Annotated in this window: 21 protein-coding genes; 12 read left to right on the top strand and 9 right to left on the bottom strand. The window is 70.0% G+C overall.

The genetic code is table 11. From position 1 onward, the window contains the following. Nucleotides 1–17 precede the first annotated feature (17 nt). Nucleotides 18–491, top strand: a complete 474-nt coding sequence (locus ACIQF0_RS11545; RefSeq protein ID WP_401027795.1) for a hypothetical protein — start codon at nucleotides 18–20, stop codon at nucleotides 489–491. Between the two features lie 6 nt (nucleotides 492–497). Here ACIQF0_RS11545 and ACIQF0_RS11540 read toward each other — a convergent pair whose 3' ends face one another. Further along, a complete protein-coding gene (locus ACIQF0_RS11540) occupies nucleotides 498–2,297 on the bottom strand; it encodes an ABC transporter ATP-binding protein (protein WP_401027612.1) in 1,800 nt (599 codons plus the stop codon). 214 nt (nucleotides 2,298–2,511) lie between these two features. On the opposite strand from ACIQF0_RS11540, the gene ACIQF0_RS11535 reads away from it, so the two are divergent. Both ACIQF0_RS11535 and ACIQF0_RS11530 read left to right on the top strand, forming a co-directional pair. Further along, complete coding sequence (locus ACIQF0_RS11535) at nucleotides 2,512–3,174, top strand: Type 1 glutamine amidotransferase-like domain-containing protein (RefSeq protein ID WP_401027609.1); 663 nt, start codon at nucleotides 2,512–2,514, stop codon at nucleotides 3,172–3,174. Nucleotides 3,175–3,222: 48 nt separating this feature from the next. Continuing rightward, a complete protein-coding gene (locus ACIQF0_RS11530; protein ID WP_401027606.1) occupies nucleotides 3,223–3,699 on the top strand; it encodes a hypothetical protein in 477 nt (158 codons plus the stop codon). Nucleotides 3,700–3,727: 28 nt separating this feature from the next. Here ACIQF0_RS11530 and ACIQF0_RS11525 read toward each other — a convergent pair whose 3' ends face one another. The 6 genes from ACIQF0_RS11525 to ACIQF0_RS11500 all read right to left on the bottom strand — a co-directional run bounded on the left by ACIQF0_RS11525 (nucleotide 3,728) and on the right by ACIQF0_RS11500 (nucleotide 9,129). Beyond that, on the bottom strand, nucleotides 3,728–4,576 hold the full coding sequence (locus tag ACIQF0_RS11525) for a hypothetical protein (RefSeq protein WP_401027604.1): 849 nt from the start codon (nucleotides 4,574–4,576) through the stop codon (nucleotides 3,728–3,730). 123 nt (nucleotides 4,577–4,699) lie between these two features. Continuing rightward, nucleotides 4,700–5,722: an aldo/keto reductase gene (locus tag ACIQF0_RS11520; RefSeq protein ID WP_401027601.1), complete on the bottom strand. Its 1,023-nt coding sequence runs from the start codon at nucleotides 5,720–5,722 to the stop codon at nucleotides 4,700–4,702. Between the two features lie 21 nt (nucleotides 5,723–5,743). After that, complete coding sequence (locus ACIQF0_RS11515) at nucleotides 5,744–6,118, bottom strand: DUF2255 family protein (protein ID WP_401027598.1); 375 nt, start codon at nucleotides 6,116–6,118, stop codon at nucleotides 5,744–5,746. After that, nucleotides 6,115–7,149, bottom strand: a complete 1,035-nt coding sequence (locus tag ACIQF0_RS11510; protein WP_401027595.1) for a zinc-dependent alcohol dehydrogenase family protein — start codon at nucleotides 7,147–7,149, stop codon at nucleotides 6,115–6,117. Before ACIQF0_RS11510 ends, ACIQF0_RS11515 begins: the two co-directional genes overlap by 4 nt. A 120-nt stretch (nucleotides 7,150–7,269) precedes the next feature. Next, the gene (locus tag ACIQF0_RS11505) at nucleotides 7,270–8,136 is read right to left on the bottom strand and encodes a helix-turn-helix transcriptional regulator (RefSeq protein WP_401027592.1); all 867 of its coding nucleotides are present in this window, start codon (nucleotides 8,134–8,136) and stop codon (nucleotides 7,270–7,272) included. A gap of 87 nt (nucleotides 8,137–8,223) precedes the next feature. Continuing rightward, nucleotides 8,224–9,129 carry an AAA family ATPase gene (locus ACIQF0_RS11500; protein ID WP_401027589.1) on the bottom strand — a complete coding sequence of 302 codons (906 nt, stop codon included), beginning with the start codon at nucleotides 9,127–9,129 and terminating at the stop codon, nucleotides 8,224–8,226. Nucleotides 9,130–9,196: 67 nt separating this feature from the next. On the opposite strand from ACIQF0_RS11500, the gene ACIQF0_RS11495 reads away from it, so the two are divergent. Next, nucleotides 9,197–10,102 carry a hypothetical protein gene (locus tag ACIQF0_RS11495; RefSeq protein WP_401027587.1) on the top strand — a complete coding sequence of 302 codons (906 nt, stop codon included), beginning with the start codon at nucleotides 9,197–9,199 and terminating at the stop codon, nucleotides 10,100–10,102. On the opposite strand, the gene ACIQF0_RS11490 is transcribed toward ACIQF0_RS11495, so the two are convergent. Next, nucleotides 10,093–10,599 (bottom strand): winged helix-turn-helix transcriptional regulator, encoded by a 507-nt coding sequence (locus ACIQF0_RS11490; RefSeq protein WP_401027584.1) that lies wholly within the window; start codon nucleotides 10,597–10,599, stop codon nucleotides 10,093–10,095. The two genes, ACIQF0_RS11495 and ACIQF0_RS11490, sit on opposite strands and share 10 nt — an antisense overlap. Before the next feature lie 74 nt (nucleotides 10,600–10,673). Between ACIQF0_RS11490 and ACIQF0_RS11485 the strand changes: the two genes are divergently transcribed. From ACIQF0_RS11485 to ACIQF0_RS11470, 4 genes are all read left to right on the top strand, one after another. Continuing rightward, entirely contained in the window at nucleotides 10,674–11,384 is a 711-nt protein-coding gene (locus tag ACIQF0_RS11485) for a nitroreductase (RefSeq protein WP_401027582.1), read from the top strand. 47 nt (nucleotides 11,385–11,431) lie between these two features. Next, a complete protein-coding gene (locus ACIQF0_RS11480; RefSeq protein ID WP_401027579.1) occupies nucleotides 11,432–12,250 on the top strand; it encodes an SDR family oxidoreductase in 819 nt (272 codons plus the stop codon). Nucleotides 12,251–12,444: 194 nt separating this feature from the next. Next, the gene (locus ACIQF0_RS11475) at nucleotides 12,445–13,173 is read left to right on the top strand and encodes a glycoside hydrolase (protein ID WP_401027576.1); all 729 of its coding nucleotides are present in this window, start codon (nucleotides 12,445–12,447) and stop codon (nucleotides 13,171–13,173) included. Nucleotides 13,174–13,412: 239 nt separating this feature from the next. Then, on the top strand, nucleotides 13,413–14,036 hold the full coding sequence (locus ACIQF0_RS11470) for a DedA family protein (protein ID WP_401027573.1): 624 nt from the start codon (nucleotides 13,413–13,415) through the stop codon (nucleotides 14,034–14,036). Here the strand turns inward: ACIQF0_RS11470 and ACIQF0_RS11465 are convergent. After that, a complete protein-coding gene (locus tag ACIQF0_RS11465) occupies nucleotides 14,026–14,934 on the bottom strand; it encodes a LysR family transcriptional regulator (protein WP_401027793.1) in 909 nt (302 codons plus the stop codon). The two genes, ACIQF0_RS11470 and ACIQF0_RS11465, sit on opposite strands and share 11 nt — an antisense overlap. 133 nt (nucleotides 14,935–15,067) lie before the next feature. Here ACIQF0_RS11465 and ACIQF0_RS11460 point away from each other — a divergent pair, with 133 nt between their 5' ends. Genes ACIQF0_RS11460 through ACIQF0_RS11445 form a run of 4 tightly spaced genes read left to right on the top strand, consistent with a single transcriptional unit; the run spans nucleotide 15,068 to nucleotide 18,754 of the window. After that, on the top strand, nucleotides 15,068–16,183 hold the full coding sequence (locus ACIQF0_RS11460) for an FAD-dependent monooxygenase (protein WP_401027571.1): 1,116 nt from the start codon (nucleotides 15,068–15,070) through the stop codon (nucleotides 16,181–16,183). Continuing rightward, nucleotides 16,180–17,937: a CocE/NonD family hydrolase gene (locus tag ACIQF0_RS11455; RefSeq protein ID WP_401027568.1), complete on the top strand. Its 1,758-nt coding sequence runs from the start codon at nucleotides 16,180–16,182 to the stop codon at nucleotides 17,935–17,937. Before ACIQF0_RS11460 ends, ACIQF0_RS11455 begins: the two co-directional genes overlap by 4 nt. Next, nucleotides 17,934–18,419, top strand: a complete 486-nt coding sequence (locus ACIQF0_RS11450) for a nuclear transport factor 2 family protein (protein WP_401027565.1) — start codon at nucleotides 17,934–17,936, stop codon at nucleotides 18,417–18,419. Before ACIQF0_RS11455 ends, ACIQF0_RS11450 begins: the two co-directional genes overlap by 4 nt. Continuing rightward, entirely contained in the window at nucleotides 18,416–18,754 is a 339-nt protein-coding gene (locus tag ACIQF0_RS11445; RefSeq protein ID WP_401027562.1) for an NIPSNAP family protein, read from the top strand. Before ACIQF0_RS11450 ends, ACIQF0_RS11445 begins: the two co-directional genes overlap by 4 nt. The last annotated feature ends 5 nt before the right edge of the window (nucleotides 18,755–18,759 follow it).

Raw genomic sequence — 18,759 nt, 5'->3', positions numbered from 1 at the left:
ACCGGATGCCCTGTCCCGTGATCGATCCGGGCCTGAACTTCCTCTACGCGCACCTCAACCGGATCATCCGGGAGCGTGACCTCGACATGCTGTTCGTGACCGGCCCCGGCCACGGCGGCCTGATGCGCCTGCAGCCCGACACCGAACACCCGCACGGCATGCCGGACCGCGAGTTCGACGCGCTGTTCACCGCCGACAGGCCGATGATTTTCGCTTACCACGGCTACCCGTGGCTGATCCACCGCCGCACCAACCTGCACGTCCGCGGCTACAAAGAAGAAGGGACCACGACCACGCCGTTCGACATGCTGGTGCTCAACGACATGGACCGCTACCGCCTCGTCATCGACGTCATCGACCGCGTCCCCGGCCTCGGCCCCAAAGCGGCCCGGCTGCGCCAGCACATGCAGGACCAGCGCACCCGCCACCACAACTGGATCCGCGAGCACGGCGAGGACATGCCCGAGATCCGCGACTGGACCTGGGCCTGACCGTTCTCACCGAGTGCTGACCGCCTCGTCGAGGAAGCCGCCGGACTGGTGCCGCCACAGCTTCGCGTACGTCCCCTCGGCGTCGAGCAGTTCCGCGTGGGTGCCCTGTTCGACGATCCGGCCCCGGTCGAGCACGATCAGCCGATCCATCCGCACGACCGTGCTCAACCGGTGTGCCACGACGATCGCGGTGCGGCCCTCCATGAGCCGCCACAGCGCCTCCTGGACCAGCACCTCGCTCTCCGAGTCCAGCGCGCTGGTCGCCTCGTCCAGCAGCAGGATCGGCGCGTCACGCAGGATGGCGCGGGCCAGCGCGACCCGCTGCCGCTGTCCGCCCGACAGCTTGATGCCGCGTTCGCCGACCATCGTGTCGAACCCGTCGGGCAGCGCGTCCGCGAACTCCGTCACGTGCGCGGCCTGCGCGGCGCGGTGGATCTCGGCGTCGGTCGCGCCTGGCCGTGCGAACGCGATGTTCTCGCGCAGCGTCCGGTGGAACATGGCCGGGTCCTGGGGCACGTACCCGATCAGGCCGCGCAGGTCGGCCTGACTCAGGCGGGCGATGTCCTGGCCGCCGATGAGGACGCGGCCCCGATCGACGTCCATCAGCCGCAGGAGCAGCCGGGTGAGCGTGGTCTTGCCGCCGCCGGAGCGGCCGACGAGCCCTATCCGCGTGCCCGCGGGGATGTCCAGGTCGAGCCCGTCGAACAGCGGCTCGGCGCCGCCGTGCGTGAACACGACGTTCTCGAACCGGACCTGGGAGTCCTTCACGCGCAACGGTTCCGGGTGCGACAGGTCGAGCACGGTCGGCGGGTCGAGCAGCAGTTCGGTGAACTGGGCCGCCTCGGTGAGCGCGCTCTCCACCTGCCGGTAGATCTGGTTGAACTCGAACATGATCCGCGTCGCGTTCCCGAAGTAGGCGAACGTCACCACGATCGCCTCCACGCCGAGCCCGTCGCTGACCCCGATCGCGACCACGAGGCCGAGCACGTTGGTGAGCACGGACAGCGGCGCGATCACGGTGTCGATGCGCAGGTTGTTGTAGTCCCACGACCGCAGTGCCAGCGTTCGCTGCTTGGCGGCACGGGTCCGGTGCTCCGCGCCCTCGCGCCGCTCGGCGGCGAACGCCCGCACCGTCTCCATGTTCGTGAGCGTGTCCGAGACGTGCCCGGACACCTGGGCGATGGCGGCCTCGCGCTGGTCGACCAGCCGCTGGCGGTGGCGGATGAGCGGCGCGACCACACATCCCGTGACCAGGATCAGGCCGACCAGCACCGCGACGAGCATCGGGTGGTAGCTCCACAGCACGACGCTCGCGAAACCCAGCGGGATGAGGTTGGCGAAGATCTTGAACGCCAGCGAGTCCACGAAGTCCTCGAAGCGGAACGCGAAGCCCAGCACCCGTTTGGTGAGCGACCCGGCGAAGTTGTCGTGGAAGAACGCCGCGTCCTTCCCCAGCAGCTCGTCCATCGCGAGGGCGGACAGGTTCTCGATCCCGCGGCCGTCCACGCGGTTGAGGCAGTGCAGGCCGATGCGCCACAACAGTTCCGAGAGCAGCATGAAACCGCCGAAGGCCAGCACGTACGGCAGGACGGCGCCGAGGCTCGTGCCGCCACCACCCGCAAGCCTTCCCACGAGCCCGCCCACCGCCAACGGCGCGAGATAGAGCGCGCACGTGACGCCCAGGGCGGGTAACACGAGCGCGCCCGCGGACATGAAACCGTGGCGCCGCAATTCTTTTCCGTACAAGCGCAGAGCGAGCGGCACCGCGTTCTTGCGAACAGGCCTTTCCGATCCTGGCACGACCATCCCACCCCCCTCCGGACACGTCGGCTTCCTCATGCTGCCGCAGAGGACCGGGTGGCAGCGATCGAATATCACCGCCTGGACGCGGCCAGGCGGTGTGCGTGCGAGGCTTGGGATCGCACCGGCGATGAGTTTCGCCGCGGTGTCCAGTCTGTCTTCCCATGGACCCGATCTCACGACTCTCGAGCAGAGCGACGGCTACGTACAGGAGGCAAGCGTGAGGCTTCTTCTCACGTCCGCAGGCGTCACGAACCCGAGCATCCGCGACGCGCTGGTCGACCTGCTCGGCAGGCCGATCGAGGACTCCAGTGCTCTGTGCATCCCCACGGCGACGTACGGCAGCCCCTGGGGCGGGCCGGCCTCGGCCTGGCGCTTCATCACCGGCGAGACGCCTCTGCCCATGTGCGACCTGGGGTGGAAGTCGCTGGGCGTCCTGGAGCTGACAGCGTTGCCCAGCGTCGGCGAAGACCGCTGGGTCCCCTGGGTGCGGGAGGCCGACGTCCTGCTGGTGGGCGGCGGCGACGCGATGTACCTGTGCCACTGGATGCGGCAGTCCGGGCTGGCGGACCTCCTGCCGTCGCTGCAGGACACCGTCTGGGTGGGGCTCAGTGCCGGGAGCATGGTGATGACCCCCCGAGTCGGTGACGAGTTCGTCGACTGGACATCACCCGATGGGGGCGACAGCACCCTCGGGGTCGTCGATTTCTCGATCTTCCCGCACCTGGGTCTCGAGCCGGACAACACCATGGCCGCCGCCGAGAGATGGGCTGCCGAGATCGCGGGTCCGGCGTACGCGATCGACGACCAGACGGCCGTCAAGGTGACCGGCGGCACCGTCGAGGTCGTCTCCGAGGGGCACTGGAAGCTGTTCCCCTCGTAGCCGTGGAGGACTCGCTCGAGGCTGACGCCGGGCTGGTTGGATGACGCCGTGCACTACAGCGAGGTGGAACAGGCCGTTCGCGAACTGGTCACGGCCGCCGGCGACGAGCAGCGCCACCGGTTCGGCGCGGAGACCGTGGTACGGCTGACCACGGGCGACGACCTCACGGACGCGGCGGGCGCCGAGTTCGACGACGACGCCCAGCAGGCGTTCGAACAGGCGCGCACGGACCCGGCGGGCAGCACGCCCGACCGGCTCCGGGCGTGGCTGGACACGATCGACGAGGGCACGCCGTCCGACGGCGACATGGACCCGCAGGTGCTCTGGGCGCTGGAGGCCCTGGAGCACTGGACCGGCTTCCTCGTCGACCGCGACCCCGAGTTCGTCGTGCAACTGGCGATCCGGTCGCTGGAAGCGGTCGACTACGAGGTCTCCGCGCGCCTGGACGACTTCCTCGCGTCCCCGGAGATGACGGCCGAGTTCGACCGGATCGGCAGGCACCTGCGCCGGCCGAGCAGGTCCTGAGGGCGTTCAAGAACGGTTTGCGACGGCCTCAGGCCGGCGTCGTCGCGAGATCCTTCTGCCGGGTGTCGGCCGCGTAGTGGGCGACGGCGATCGCTCCGACGATCGCCAGGACGAACCCGATGGCCGCGGCGGTCACGTATCCGTCGCGGACGTGGTCGTCGAGGTAGATCAGTCCGACGAAGGACGACAGCGCCGTGTTGGTGGTGAACATGATCGCGGTGACCCCGGTCGGGCCGCCCTTCTGCAGCGCCATCGCGAACAGCACCGCCGCGATGAGTCCGTTGACGACGATGGACCAGGCCGCCGGTTCCAGGACGAGTCGCCACGCGGTGTCCGGGAGCTCGAGCGTCCGTGCCGAGATGCCGACGACGCTGTAGGCGATACCGGCGCCGAAGGCCAGTGCCACCGACGCCCAGACGTGCTTGTGGCGCCGGGCGTAGATGGCGATCACCGCCACCGGGATCGCCGCGGCCACCAGGATCCAGCGCCACTGCGTCGGCAGCGTCTGCGCGGGGCCCGGCTCCGCGGACACGCCCAGCAGCACCAGGCCGATCGCGCCGACGGCCAGCGCGACCCATCCCTGCGCACGCAGGCGGGAGCCCATGAAGGCGCTGATCGTGGCGGTCACGCCGACGCTGAACGCGAGCATCGACTGGACGAGGAACAACGGGAGCCGATGCAACGCCGCCGCGGCGGCGGCGAATCCCAGCATGTCGACCCCGAGGCCGAGGAAGTACAGCCACTGACGCCGGAGAGCGATGAGGTCGAGGGACCTTCCGCCGTACGCGCCGGCACGCCGGACACCCATCGACTCCAGGATCGAGCCACTGCCTGACGCCAGGGTCGCCAGCACAGCGAGGACGTAACCCAGTGCCATTCGTCCATTGTGTCAGGTGGTGTCCGTGGTGCTTTCAACGTCCCCGTCGTGGACGGCTGATCCAGCACCTCACCAGCGCCGGGAAGGCCGTCCTGCCGCCGTCACCACCCGCTCGGGTGCTCCTCAACGACGACGGGCTGCCGGCTGCAGGGACGGGCTGGCCCAGCCGTTGTCGGCGGGGTTGAGGGTGACACCGGGTGCCACGATCTGGTCGATCCTGTCCAGGACGTCGTCGGGCAGCACGACGTCGGCCGCGGTCAGCTGCGACTCCAGGTGGTCCAGGGTGCGCGGACCGATGATCGCGCTCGTGATGGCCGGGTGGCGCAGGACGAACGCGATCGCCATCTCGATCAGGCTGATGCCCGCCTCGTCGGCGAGCCGGGCCAGCCCGGCGGCGGCGTCGAGCTTGCGCTGGTTCTCGGGCAGCGCCAGGTCGAACCGGTTCGCCAGCCGCTTGCGGGCCGGTGACGTCGGGCCGGTCTGGTCGTCCTCGCGGTACCGGCCGGTGAGCCAGCCGCCTGCGAGCGGGCTGTAGGACAGCACGCCCATGCCGTAGCGCTGGCAGACGGGCAGCACCTCGTTCTCGATGCCGCGGGTCAGGATCGAGTAGGTGGGCTGCTCGGTGACGAACCGTTCGCGGCCGCGGTCACGGGCGATGTGCTGCGCCTCGACGATCGTGGACGCCGGGAACGTGGAGTGTCCGAAGTAGAGGATCTTGCCCGCGCGGACCAGGTCGGTGAGCGCACCCAGGGTCTCGTCCAGGTCTACCGACGGATCCCAGCGGTGCATCTGGTAGAGGTCGATGTGGTCGACGTCCAGGCGCCGCAACGAGTTCTCGACCGCGGTGGTGATCCAGCGGCGGGACGCGCCGCGGTGGTTGGGGTCGTCGTCCATGGGCATGAAGAACTTCGTCGCCAGCACGACGTCGTCGCGGCGGCCCTTGAGGGCTTTGCCGACGATGACCTCGGATTCGCCCTGCGAGTAGACGTCGGCGGTGTCGACGAACGTGATGCCGGCGTCCAGCGCGCGGTGAATGGTCTTGATGCTCTCGTCGTGGTCCTTGGTGCCCCAGTCACCGAACATCATGGTGCCCAGGCACAGGGTGCTGACCGAGATGCCGGTGCGTCCCAGCGGTCGCTGCTCCACAGGTCCGTCCTTTCTGGATTCTCAGCGCGGGAGGAGGCGGATGGTGACCGGGATCGCCTCGGCGCCGACGACGGTGCCGACGATGGCGGGCCCGTAGCGGTCGTACTTGGCGTGGTAGGCCTCGTCGACGCCGGCGTGCACGTCCGGGGCCGCGTCGGCGAAGGTGACGTCGCGCTCGACTCCGCCTGCCCGGACGCGTCCGGCTCCCGCCGCCGTGGCGTTGCGGTACCAGGGGTTGTCCGGGCCGTGGGCGCTGCGCACGTAGAGGTCATCGCCGGTGCGGACGACCCACATGGTCACGTACGGCCGCAGCGTGTCGTCCTTGCGCAGTGAGGCGAGCTGCAGTTCTTCGGCGGCGCCGATCTTGTCGAGTTCTTCCGAGGTCCAGGTGGTCATGGCTGGATCAGGACCTTCAGCGCGGTGCGGTCGGCCATCGCCTGGTAGCCGGAGGCGACGTCCTCGAGCGCGACGGTGCGGTCGAAGACGCGGCCGGGTTCGACGCTGCCGTCGAGGATGTCGGGCAGGAGCTCCTCGATGTAGGCGCGCGCGGGTGCGACCCCGCCGGTGAGGGTGATGTTGCGGAAGAACACGCCGAAGTCCGCGGGCACGTCCGGGTACTGGGGCACGCCGACGCGGCTGATGGTGCCGCCGTCGCGGACGATGCCGAACGCGGTCTCGATCGCGGGCTTGAGGCCCACGCACTCCAGCACCACGTGGGTGCCGTCGCCGCCGGTGAGCTCCCGGATCCGCTCGACGCCTTCCTGACCGCGTTCGGCGACGACGTCGGTGGCTCCGAAGTCGCGGCCGAGGTCGGTGCGGTCGGTGTGGCGGCCCATGAGGATGATCTGCTCAGCACCGAGGCGCTTGGCCGCCAGCACGGCGGACAGTCCGACGGCTCCGTCCCCGATCACCGTGACCGTGGTGCGGGGGTTCACGCCGGCGGTGACGGCGCAGTGGTGGCCGGTCGGGAACACGTCCGACAACGTGAGCAGTGAGGGCAGCAGGGCGGAGTCCTCACCGACGGGCAGCTTGACCAGCGTGCCCGCGGCCTGCGGCACGCGCACGGCCTCGCCCTGGCCGCCGTCGACACCCGGAGCGCCCCATCCCCCGCCGTGCCGGCAGGAGGTCTGCAGGCCCTCGCGGCAGAAGTCGCAGGTGTTGTCCGCCCACACGAACGGCGCCACCACCACGTCGCCCGCCTTCAGGCCGGTGACGTCGGAGCCGGTCTCCTCGACCACACCGAGGAACTCGTGGCCGATCCGGTCACCGTGCTCCTGTGCCGGCTTGGCCTGGAAGGGCCACAGGTCACTGCCGCACACGCAGGAACGGAGCACGCGCACGATCGCGTCGGTCGATTCGTGCAGCTTCGGGTCCGGCACGGTCTCCACTCGCACGTCGCCGGCACCGTAGATCAACGTCGCCTTCATGAGCCTCTTCCCGTCGTGGTCGGTCGGCCGCTCTCGGGCGGCTTCCCTGGTCTGTTTCGATCAAACGCCGACGGCCTGGCGCGCGGCAGTGCCTGCCTTTGCGGGTAATGGCAGAACCTCTCAGGAGGTGGTCTCGACGTCCAGGGTGGCGGCCCAGCTCGCGAGCATCCGGAGACCGTCCGCGGCCGGGGTGCCCGCCGCCGCGGTGTAGACGTTGAGGGTCAGGCCGGGCTCGGAGGGCAGTTCCATCGACTCGAAGCTCAGGTCGAGCTGTCCGACGACCGGGTGGCGCAGCCGCTTCTGGCCACTGCGGTGGTACTGCACGTCGTGCGACGCCCAGCGCGAGCGGAAGACGTCGCTGCGGGTCGACAGCTCACCGACCAGCTCGATCAGCTTGCGGTCGTGCGGGTTGCGCCCGGCCTCCAGCCGCAGCATCGCGGCGGCGTCGTTGGCGACGCGGTCCCAGTCGACGAAGAACTCCCGCGCGGCCGGGTCGAGGTAGACGAACCGCGTCGTGTTGGCCGGACGGCGTGGATCCGCCAGCACCGGGGCGTAGAGAGCCCGGCCCAGGCGGTTCGTCGCCACGATGTCGTGGCGGCCGTTGCGCACCCAGGCAGGGGCGTCGGTGATCGCGTCCAGCACCTGCTGCACGACGGGACGCACCGTCGTCGGAGGCGTGCGGCGGCGCTCGCCCGGTTCCGCCGCCTTGGCCAGCGCGAAGAGGTGCTCGCGTTCTGCCTCGTCGAGCTGCAGCGCACGGGCCACTCCGTCCAGCACGCCGTCCGACGCGCCGGAGAGGTTCCCCCGCTCCATGCGCACGTAGTAGTCGATGGACACGCCGGCGAGCATGGCCACCTCTTCGCGGCGCAGCCCCGTGACCCGCCGGTTGCCGCCGTACGCGGGCAACCCGGCCTGCTCGGGCGTGATGCGCGCCCGCCGCGAGCGGAGGAACTCGCGGACCTCGGCGCGGTGGTCGATCTGGCCCATAACCCCAGCGTAGGCGCCCTGCCGGAAAGAGGGAGGGTCTGTCGTTACCCCCCGATGGGCACCGCGTGGACGAGCGGGCTGACGCCGTCAGGCGGTGATGTGCCGCATGACCGCGGCAAGGGACCGCTCACGTGGCTGAACGGTGTCCAGCGAGAGCGCCTCCCCTGCCCACGGGGGAAAGCTCGCCAGTCGCTGCCGCACGGTGTGCCAGTCGCCCGAGTCGTGCCAGCCGGCGATGCCGCGGCTGCGGTCTTCGAGCCTGGCGCGGTGGACTCGCGGGTCGGAGCAGTGGCACACCACCACGCGGAACTCCGCACCGGTCCTGCGGGCCAGGCTGCGCCAGCGCTCCCTGGTCGCGACCTGTTCGGTCGGATGATCGAGGATGACGGACTGTCCGGCGACGAGTTGCCGGAGAGCGAGCGTGGTCAGCACCTCTTCGGCCATCTCCAGTGGAGCCTCGAAGTGGCGACCGCCGAACGGGGTCAGCGCGCCGAGCAGCCAGTCGGTGGCGAAGACCGGGATCCCCAGCTCGGCGCCGGCCGCGTCGGCCAGGGTGCTCTTCCCGCTGCCGGGCACCCCGGAGAACACGACCAGCCGAGCATCCGCGGCGGCGGAAGGCAGGTCGTGGCCGGTGAAATCGGCCGGCAACCTCGGCGTCAGATCGGTCGGCACCAGTCCGGCGACCCACGTGGTGGCGATTCGATGCGGCCGTGCGGCCTCTACGACGCAGGAAACGACGTCGACGGAGCCGTCGTGACGGCGGATCCGCGCCCGCGCGGTGGTCTCGCCGACGTCGAGACCGACCACGACGACCGGCGCGTAGCCGGCAGCTCGACCGCGGGTGACCTCGACGTACCTCTCGGGCGTGACGACGGCGGTGAACGCGGGCGCGAGCACGTCGGGCGCGTCAGCTCCCCAGCCGGGCCTCCCGTCCAGGCCGTCGAGAATCCACTCGAGCCGCGCGAGGGCAGGACTGGCCGCGAAACGGTGCACTGTTCCCCCAGGCAGGATGGTGAGCCGATCAAAGCCTAACGAGGCTGCCAGGAGACGGGGAGGCTGGATGATGCCCGGCAGGACGGGTGTCGACCTCTTCGGCACGAGCCGGGCGCGGTACCTCGGCCCCATCGACGGTGACGGGGTCTTCTGCGTCGGCAACGCCGCCGAGTGCGACCACTACACGGAGGACGGCGCCGTCCGGATCCCCTGGGGACGCTCGCCGCGGCCTGAGGACATGGCGCGGATCCGCAGCCTGGCCCTGTGCCCGACGGCGGCCCAGTTGCGGAGGGCGGTGCTGCCCGCCTACCTGCCGGACCTGGTGAACCTGGAGTCGCTGACGCTGCCCGCGCCGCTCGTGGCACATCTGACGTCCCCCGCGCTGACGTCGCTCGTGATCGGCAACGACGACGGTCAGGTCCCCTCGGTCCCGCTCGCGGACACCGCCGTGCCGGGGCTGCGGGCGCTGATGTGGGTCAGCTCCCACACCACGCCGAGGCTGCCCCAGGTGGTCGACCCGCTGCCGCCGCTCGAGTTCCTCCGCACGAACGTGACCGGCGACGACGCGGTGCTGCGTCAGCTCGAGGGCCTCCCGGCGCTGCGGCACCTCGAGCTGGTGGACCTGAAGAACGTCGACTTCGTCGGCCACCTGGTGGCGCCGCTGCGCGTGCTGGAGATCGCCGGCACCGGACGTGACTTCCCGGTGGCCCGGCTCGCCGCGATCCCGACGCTGGAAGCGGTGCGCCTCAACGGGATCCGCGCCGAGATCGACTGCACCGTGTTCCAGTCGCTGCCCGGCCTGGTCCAGCTGACCGTCCTGAACTCGAAGAGGATCGCGAACGTCGAGGCGCTGCTGGACTGCCCGGAACTGGCGAACGTCGTGTTCGTCGACTGCGGCAACCCGTTCAAGAAGGACGGCAAGGCGCTGTTCCAGTCCAAGGCCTTCGCCAACCTGGACATCGACTACTCGTAGCTCGGCTGCTCGGCCAGGCTTCCGGTGGCCTGCGCACCCGCGTCGACCTGAGCCAGAAGACCGGGACCGGCCTCGGGCAGGACGTCGTGCGCCGTCATTCGGTCTCCGCAGCAGTCGCACGCCAGGGTGACCCGTGCCTCGCCGGCGCAGTCGCGGTGCCGGTAGTGCACCGGTGGCCCGTCGGGCGCCATGTGGGCGTCGCCCCAGTCCTTGATCGCCATCAGGATCGGGTAGAGGTCGTGCCCCTTGCGGCTGAGCCGGTACTCGGCGTGGTCCCCGTCGACTGCCTGCTGCCGCACCAGGATCCCGTGATCCACCAGCCGTCCGAGCCGGTCCTGCAGGCGGCTGCGCGGGATTCCCAGGTTGCCCTGGAACGCGTTGAAGCGCCGCACGCCCGCGAACGCCTCCTTCAAGATCAGCAACGTCCACCTGTCCCCCAGCACCACCAGCGGGCGGGTGATCGAGCAGGGCAGGTCGGCGAGCTGTTCGTACCGCATGCCCCCGACCCTACCGAAGGTGGTCTCTTTTCGAGACCACTTCGTGTTAGCGTCAGTCTCGAAAAGAGACCACCTTGGAGGTTCCCGTGAGCGCGGCCGCCGTCACGCCCCCAGACCCGCACGAGGCGCTGGGCCAACTGCTCGCCGACAGGTGGACCTGCCGCCAGTTCCTGCCAGAGCCGGTTCCGAGGGACACCATCGAGCAGGTGCTCGCACTCGCCCAGCGCACCCCGTCCTGGTGCAACACCCAGCCGTGGCACGTGATCGTCACCGAAGGCGCCGCGACGGACCGGATGCGCACTCGGCTGCTCGAGCACCTGCGGACCAATCCCGGCCAGCCGGACTTCCCCTTTCCCACCCAGTACACGGGCGTCTACCAGGAACGCCGGCGGGAGTGCGGCAAGCAGCTCTACACCAGCCTCGGCATCGAACGCGGCGATCACCAGGGCACGGCCCGGCAGATGCTGCGCAACTTCGAGCTGTTCGACGCACCGCACGTCGCGATCATCACCACCGAGGCCGACCTCGGCGTCTACGGCGCGATCGACTGCGGCCTCTACCTCAACTCGTTCCTGCTCGCCGCACAGAGCCTCGGCCTCGCCACGGCGCCCCAGGCCGCGCTCGCGGGGTACTCCGGCTTCCTGCGGGACCACTTCGGGCTTCCGGACTCCCGGCGCGTCGTCGTCGGAGTCTCGTTCGGACATCCCGACACGGCGCATCCGGCCAACGGCTTCCGCACCACTCGCGCGACCATCGGCACCGCCGTGACGTGGCACTCCACCTGACGTCGCCGGGGTAGATCGACAGCGCGAAAGGGCGCGATACTCCTGGCATGACGGCGAAAGCAGGCGCGGTCGTGACCGGCGCCGGGCGCGGTGTGGGCAAGCTGGTCGCGCGGATGCTGGTCGAACGCGGCTACACGGTGCTGGTCACGGACGTCGACGAGGCCACCGCGACCGCGACGGCCACCGAGATCGGCGCGATCGCGCGGGTGCTCGACGTGCGCGACGACGCGGCCGTGCAGGCGGCGCGCGACGACATCCTCGCCCGTGCGGGCCGGCTCGATGTCTGGGTCAACAACGCGGGGGTCCTGGTGACCGGGCCCGCGTGGGAGCAGGACGCCGCCACCCGCAGGCTGATGGTCGAGGTCAACGCCCTGGGGACCATCAACGGAACGGTCGCCGCGATCCAGGCCATGCGCGGCCACGGCGGCGGGCACGTCGTGAACGTCGTGTCCCTCGCGGGCATCACGGCCGTCGTGGGCGAAGCGGTGTACGCCGCCTCCAAGCACGCGGCCATCGGCTTCAGCCTCAGCACCCTCGCCGATCTCCGCCAGGCGGGCGTTCAGGACATCGCCATCTCGTGCGTCTGCCCGGACGGCATCTGGACGCCGATGCTCTACGACAAGCTCGACGATCCGGCTGCCGCGCTGTCGTTCTCCGGCACGCTGCTCCAGCCCGCCGACGTCGCCGCCGCGGTCGCGGCCGTGCTCGACAAACCGAAACCGGTCACCGCCATCCCGCGGTGGCGCGGCGCACTGGCCAGGCTGGCCGACACTTTCCCGCGCTTCGGGCTGCGCGCGATTCCGTTCATGGTGGCGCAAGGCCGCCGGACCCAGCGCAAGCTCGTGAACCGCGGCCGGCAGGGCTGATCTCCCTCACGCACCTTCCCGGCCGAGCATTTCCGTCGATTCGACGCGGCATTCGACGGCTCGCCTGACCAAAAAAGCCGCGCATGACCAGCCGCTTTCATTCCGCCGGCACTGCACGCACCCATTCGACGATACCCTGGGAGCGCTCCCATAACCCTGTCATTGGAGTCGTCATGCGAAAAACCATCCGCGCAGTGGCTGCTGCCGGCTTGCTGGTGGCGAGCACCTTCGTCGCGACAGCAGGCCCTGCTCACGCCGACGTGACAATCTGCGACCAGTACGGATCAACCACCATCCAGGGCCGTTACGTGGTGCAGAACAACCGGTGGGGCACCTCGGCCCAGCAGTGCGTCAACGTCACTTCATCCGGCTTTCAGATCACCAGCCAGCAGGGCTCGTCCCCGACCAACGGAGCGCCGGTGTCCTATCCGTCGGCCTTCCTCGGCTGCCACTACACGAACTGCTCCCCCGGCTCCACCCTGCCGATGCAGGTCAGCCGAATCCGCAGCGCCACGTCGTCCATCAACTACCGGTACAGCGGCGGCACCTACAACGCCTCCTACGACATCTGGCTCGATCCCACGCCGAAGACCAACGGCGTGAACCAGATGGAGATCATGATCTGGTTCAACCGCCAGGGCTCGATCCAGCCCATCGGCAGCGCGGTCGGCACGGCGAACGTCGGCGGACGCAGCTGGCAGGTGTGGCGCGGCAGCAACGGTTCCAACAACGTCATCTCCTACGTCGCGCCGTCACCGATCAACTCCTGGTCGTTCAGCGTGCTCGACTTCGTCAACGACGTGCGCGCCCGCGGTGCGATCACGAACTCCTGGTACCTGACCAGCATCCAGGCCGGGTTCGAGCCGTGGAACGGTGGCGTCGGCCTGGCGGTCGACAACTTCTCGGCCTCGGTCAGCGGCTGAGCGGGCGGAGCAGGTGGCGGCGGTGACCTGATGACCGCCCCGATTGCGCCAGGGCGAACACGTCATTGCCGAGAACGCACTTGTCGCCACCTCGCTCCCTGCCTAGTTTCAAAGGGAAAGCTCATCGCGATCGCCATTACCAGATAGCGCCAGAAAAGCACGATTTCGTGTTCGAGAATCAACGCGCGCACATCGGCGACCGTCGTCGTACCTCACGACCATTCACGAAGGGATCATTCGTGATCGACTGGATGGGGCTCGCCGAGTCGCTCATCTCCTCGCCGTGGCTGTACGCCGTGCTGATCGCGGTGTCCTTCCTGGACTCCTTCCTCCCCCTGATCCCGAGTGAGCCCGTCGTGATCGTCGCGGGCGTCTACGCCGCGACCGGGCAGACCGGCATCGTGCTCGTCATCGCCGCCACGACGCTCGGCGCCTTCCTCGGCGACCTGGTCCCGTACGCGGCAGGACGCCTGTTCGGCACTCGCTTGCTCAAGCGTCTCCCGCCTGGCACCAAACGCCGCGCGGCGCACGACTGGTTCACCCGTGAGCTCGACGCCCGCGGCGGCTTCGTCCTGGTGACCACGCGCTTCATCCCGGTCGGGCGTTACCTGGCCACCCTGTCCACCGGGCTCGTCGGCTTCCCGCTCGGCAGGTACGTGCTGTTCGTCGCGTTCGCCACCGCTTCCTGGAGCGCCTACACCGCGCTCACCGGCTATCTCGGCGGCGTTCTGTTCCAGGAGAACACGCTCCTGGCGATCGCCGTCGGCGTCGGTCTCGCGTTCGTGGTGACCGGGTTCATCGAGGTCGTGCGCCGCCTGCACCACCGCGGGAGCCCCGCCGCGCAGGGCGCTGTCACCGACTGACGCCCTCGGCGGCGATGGCCATGATGTGACGGGCGCGTTCGCGCAGCAGTTGGTGCGTGCGGTCGTGGTGGTTGCGCGGATGCCACGCCATGCCGACGGTCACCGACGGCAGTGCGAGAGGGATCGGGAACGCACGGAGTCCCAACGTGTCCAGCATCCGCTGCGCCAGCCTGGCCGGGGCGATGCAGACGACATCGGTCTCCGAGGCGAGGAACAGCGCGCTCGCGAACGTCGGCACCACGGCCACCACCCGTCGGCTCAGTCCCCGCTCTGCCAGTCGCTCGTCGATCGGACCCCTGGCCCGGCCGCGCCGCGACACGACTATGTGGTCGGCGGCGGCGAACCGTTGCGGCGTCACGGTCCTCGCCTTCGCGAGTGGGTGGCCTGGACGCACCGCGGCGATCAGCGTCTCGGTGACGAGCGCTTCCGAGTGGATCTCCGAGTCGCCGGGACGGATGCTGCCGATCTCCAGGTCCACCAGGCCTTCTCGCAGGGCGGGGGTGTCCTCGAGGCTCTCCGGCCGCAGGCGCAACGAGATGCCGGGCGCCTGCTCGCGGAGGTCGTCGATGAGTGAGGGGATGAAGGTCGTGGAGAGCATGTCGGTGACCTGCAGGTCGAACATGCGCACCGCGGTTCGCGGATCGGCGGTGGTGGACGGCGCGAACAGCGCTCGGGCCCTGGTGGCGATCGCGTGCACCTCGCCGCGCAGTTCCAGCGCCCGCGGGGTGGGCACGAGGTCGCGCCCCGCCCGCACCAGCAGCGGGTCGTCGAAGGTCCGGCGCAACCGGGCCAGGGCACGGCTCATCGCCGGCGCCGAGGTGTGCAGCCGGGCGGCCGCCTTGGTCACGCTGTTCTCGGCGAGCAACGCGTCCAACGCCTCGATCAGATTCAGATCGATGTAGTCCACTCGCCGATTATCACATCCGCAATTCTTCCTTGCCAGAGTTGCACTGGAGTTAATCCGGCGCTCCTCCTACTGTCGAGAACAGGAAGAAATCGTTGGAGGACAAGCACATGACGAGGGAACGACTGTGACGCGGGCTGTGGTGATCGGCGCCGGAATCGTCGGGCTGACGACGGGAATCGCCCTGCGCCGGGCGGGGTTCGACGTGGTGATCTGCGAGCAGGCGCCGGAGATCCGCGCGGCCGGAGCCGGGCTGGGACTCTGGGCGAACGCGCTGGCGGTGTTCGACGAGCTGGGCGTCGGCGAGCAGGTGCGCGCCATCGGCAAACCCAGCGAGATGTACTTCCACGACCCCGCCGGGCGTCTGCTCGAGACCCCGGAGTTCGGCGTCGAGGACCACCGGTACCTGTTGGTGCACCGCGCGAAGCTGAACGATCTGCTCGCCGATGCCGTGGGACGCGAGAACATCCGCCTCAGCACGGGGTTCCACGGCTACGAGGAACACGCTGACGGCGTCACCGTCCAGTCGGCCGACGGCGGCAGCACGGAGGCCGACGTGCTCGTCGGAGCGGACGGGGCGTACTCGGCGGTGCGCTCGCGACTCGTGCCGGGCAGTCCGGCACAGGAACACCGCGGCCATCAGGTCTGGCGCGCGGTCGTGCCGGCCGACGGCATCGACGTCGAGGGGAACCGGCTGATCCTGGGCACCAACGGGTGCCGGGGTGGGTACGTGCGCACCTACGACGGCAGCGTCTACTGGCTGGTGAACCAGTTCAAGTCACCACCGCTGACCGGTACCCGCAAGCAGCAGGCGTTGGAGCGCACCCTCCACCTGGAGGACGGCCAGGACGGCGTTCTGGCCCGGCTGATCGGCGCGACGCCGGAAGAACTGATCCTGCACAACCAGATCATGCTCGTACCGCCACTGCCGCGCTGGGTCTCCGCGCGGGTCGCGCTGGCCGGAGACGCGGCGCACGCGATGTCGCCGCACATCACCGCCGGTGCGACGCTGGGCATCGAGGACGCCGCGCTGCTCGGCGACCTGCTTGCCGTGACCGGCGACGTGCCCACCGTACTGGCGGCCTACCAGGCCGACCGGATTCCGCGGTACGCGCGCGTCGCGGAACTGTCCGCGGCGGTTGAGCACGCTCCCACACCACAGGAGTTCGCGCGGCACTACGCCGCGTTCAGCCACTGGATGATCACGCCCCAGAACGCCGGCCAGGTCCAGGTGCGGGCATGAGGTTCTCCGTCGACGTGGACGTGACCGTGCCGATGCGCGACGGCATCGCCCTCGCCACGAACGTGTGGCTCCCCGAAGGCCCAGGTCCCTTCCCCGTTCTGCTGATTCGCACTCCCTACGGCAAGGACGACGCCGGAACGTACGGCAACCCGAAGCTGCCGGACGTGTTCGCGTTCGTGGCAGCCGGATACGCGGTGGTGGCACAGGACGTCCGCGGGACTTCCCGGTCATCCGGGGCGTTCGTGCCGGGCGTTCACGAAAGCCGTGACGGTGCCGACACCTTGACGTGGTTGACCGGGCAACCGTGGTGTGACGGCACGGTCGGCATGTGGGGCGGTTCCTACATGGGCTTCACGCAGTGGCTCGCCGCCGTGCACGCCTCACCGGCGCTGCGCGCGATCGCACCCGTGATGAGCTCCGCCGATCTGTACCGCGCGCCGTGGTACTCGCCCGGCGGCGCGTTGTCCCAGGACACCCTGCTCACGTGGAGCACGCTTTCCGCGCTGCGCAACCTGCGCCGCGATCTCGCCGACGGCCGCGGTGACCCTGCCGGCGCGCGGCAGCTCCTGTCCGGTGTGGACGATCCTCGGCTGTTGCACGATCCGTTGCCGCTCTCCGGGCGGGACGCCGTGACACGCAACCTTCCGTGGTTCGGTGAAGTGCTCGGCCATCCTGAACACGACGCGTTCTGGCAGGAGGTCGCCCCGATCGGCCACTGCGGCGGCATCACCGTCCCGGCACTCCAGATCGGCGGCTGGTACGACGTGTTCATCGGCGAGACCATCCGGTCGTACCGGATGATGCGCGAGCACGGCGGCAGCGCCGCGGCCCGTGACGGCCAGCGGCTCGTCGTCGGTCCCTGGGCGCACCCCGACGGCGCCGACCTCGGCACGTTCCCCGACCGGTCGTTCGGACTCGCGGGCAGCATCAAGGCCGCCGAGGTCACCGACGAGCACCTGAGGTTCTTCGACCGCTGGGTCCGCGGCCGGACGGACACTCCCGACGACGTCCACCGCGTCCGGATCTTCGTCATGGGCATCGACCGGTGGCGCGACGAGGAGGACTGGCCGCTGCCCGGCACCGCCCACACCGACTTCTTCCTCGCGGGCGACGGCCGCGCCAACACCGCCACGGGCGACGGAGTCCTGACACGCGACGGCGTGCGGACGGAGGCGACGGACACCTTCCTCTACGACCCGCGCCGCCCTGTTCCCACGCTGGGCGGCACGGTGCTGGCCGGCGCGTCCGGTGACCACCCCGGTCCGGCCGACCAGGCCGCGGTCGAAGCACGGGACGACGTGCTGTGCTTCACCACCGACGTCCTCGAGCGCCCGGTCGAGGTGACCGGGCACGTCACCCTGGTGCTCCACGTGTCCAGTTCGGCGCCGGACACCGACTTCACCGGCAAGCTCGTCGACGTGCACCCCGACGGCAGGGCGATCCTGCTGTGCGAAGGCATCCAGCGCGCCCGCTACCGCGACTCCCTCAGCGAGCCGGCGCTCCTGGAACCGGGCACGGTGTACGAACTGACCATCGACACAGGCGTCACCTCGAACGTCTTCCTCGCGGGACACCGCATCCGGCTCGAGGTCTCCAGCAGCAACTTCCCCCGATACGACCGCAACACCAACACCGGCGGCACCATCGCCACCGAGGACGCCCTGGCCGTCGCCGTCAACCGGGTCCACCACGGACCGGCGCATCCCAGCCGCCTGGTGCTGCCGCTGGTCGAACGCCCAGAGGTGCGGGCGTGAGCGCACTCGAGGAACTGGCCGACCGCGCGGCCGTCGCCGATGTCGTCGCCGGCCTCGCCCACAGCCAGGACGACAGGGACTGGGCCGCGCTGCGCCGGCTGCTCGCCGACGAAGTGCTGCTGGACCTGTCCACCCACCACTTCGGCACACCACCGGCCACCATGGCGGCCACCGACCTGGTCGCGCTGGCGAGCAGCACCCTCACCGGCTTCGACTGCACCCATCACGCCACCTCGAACCTGGACGTGCGCCTGTCGGGCGACGACGCCGAGTGCCGCGCACACGTGGTCGCCTACCACCACGTCCCCGCGGACCCCGGTGTCGTCGACCACTGCACCATGCGCGGGTACTGGCAGCTGAAGCTGCACAAGCTCGGCGGCCGCTGGCTGATCACCCACTGGGCCGTGCGGCGCTCCTGCCCGTGGGAAGGGTCCCCGGACGTCTACGCACTCGCCGCCCAACGCTCGGCACCACCATCGTGACGGCCGACGAGGAGAACTCGATGTTCTACGAGATCCGGACAGAACACGCCCGCGCCGGCCTCGGCACCGAACTGGCGCTGTACATGGACGAGACCGTCATCCCCCTGCACCGGGAGATGGGCATGACCGTGGTCGGCTCCTTCACCGTGGCCGGCGACGAGGACAGCTTCGTCTGGATCCGGCGCTTCGAGGACGACGCGGACCGCGAACGGGTCCTGGACGCCGTCCACGGCCACCCCCGGTGCGCCACAGTCGTCGACACGGTGTCGGCACTGCTGGGCGGGGCCGAGTCCACGGTGCGGCTGGAACCGACTCCCACGTCCGGTCTCCGCTGATCCGG

The organism is Lentzea sp. NPDC092896 (assembly GCF_044754905.1).
Taxonomy (GTDB): Bacteria; Actinomycetota; Actinomycetes; order Mycobacteriales; family Pseudonocardiaceae; genus Lentzea.
The sequence above is the reverse complement of the archived record's forward strand: the minus strand, read 5'-3'. Positions and strand labels throughout refer to the sequence as shown.

What these genes read in the sequence shown, in the direction of transcription:
- ACIQF0_RS11495 (WP_401027587.1), top strand. Translation starts at nt 9,197, where the DNA reads ATGATGCCCGGCAGGACGGGTGTCGACCTCTTCGGCACGAGCCGGGCG.
- ACIQF0_RS11455 (WP_401027568.1), top strand. Translation starts at nt 16,180, where the DNA reads ATGAGGTTCTCCGTCGACGTGGACGTGACCGTGCCGATGCGCGACGGC.
- ACIQF0_RS11490 (WP_401027584.1), bottom strand. Translation starts at nt 10,599, where the DNA reads ATGCGGTACGAACAGCTCGCCGACCTGCCCTGCTCGATCACCCGCCCG.
- ACIQF0_RS11515 (WP_401027598.1), bottom strand. Translation starts at nt 6,118, where the DNA reads ATGACCACCTGGACCTCGGAAGAACTCGACAAGATCGGCGCCGCCGAA.
- ACIQF0_RS11525 (WP_401027604.1), bottom strand. Translation starts at nt 4,576, where the DNA reads ATGGCACTGGGTTACGTCCTCGCTGTGCTGGCGACCCTGGCGTCAGGC.
- ACIQF0_RS11505 (WP_401027592.1), bottom strand. Translation starts at nt 8,136, where the DNA reads ATGGGCCAGATCGACCACCGCGCCGAGGTCCGCGAGTTCCTCCGCTCG.
- ACIQF0_RS11480 (WP_401027579.1), top strand. Translation starts at nt 11,432, where the DNA reads ATGACGGCGAAAGCAGGCGCGGTCGTGACCGGCGCCGGGCGCGGTGTG.
- ACIQF0_RS11540 (WP_401027612.1), bottom strand. Translation starts at nt 2,297, where the DNA reads ATGGTCGTGCCAGGATCGGAAAGGCCTGTTCGCAAGAACGCGGTGCCG.
- ACIQF0_RS11510 (WP_401027595.1), bottom strand. Translation starts at nt 7,149, where the DNA reads ATGAAGGCGACGTTGATCTACGGTGCCGGCGACGTGCGAGTGGAGACC.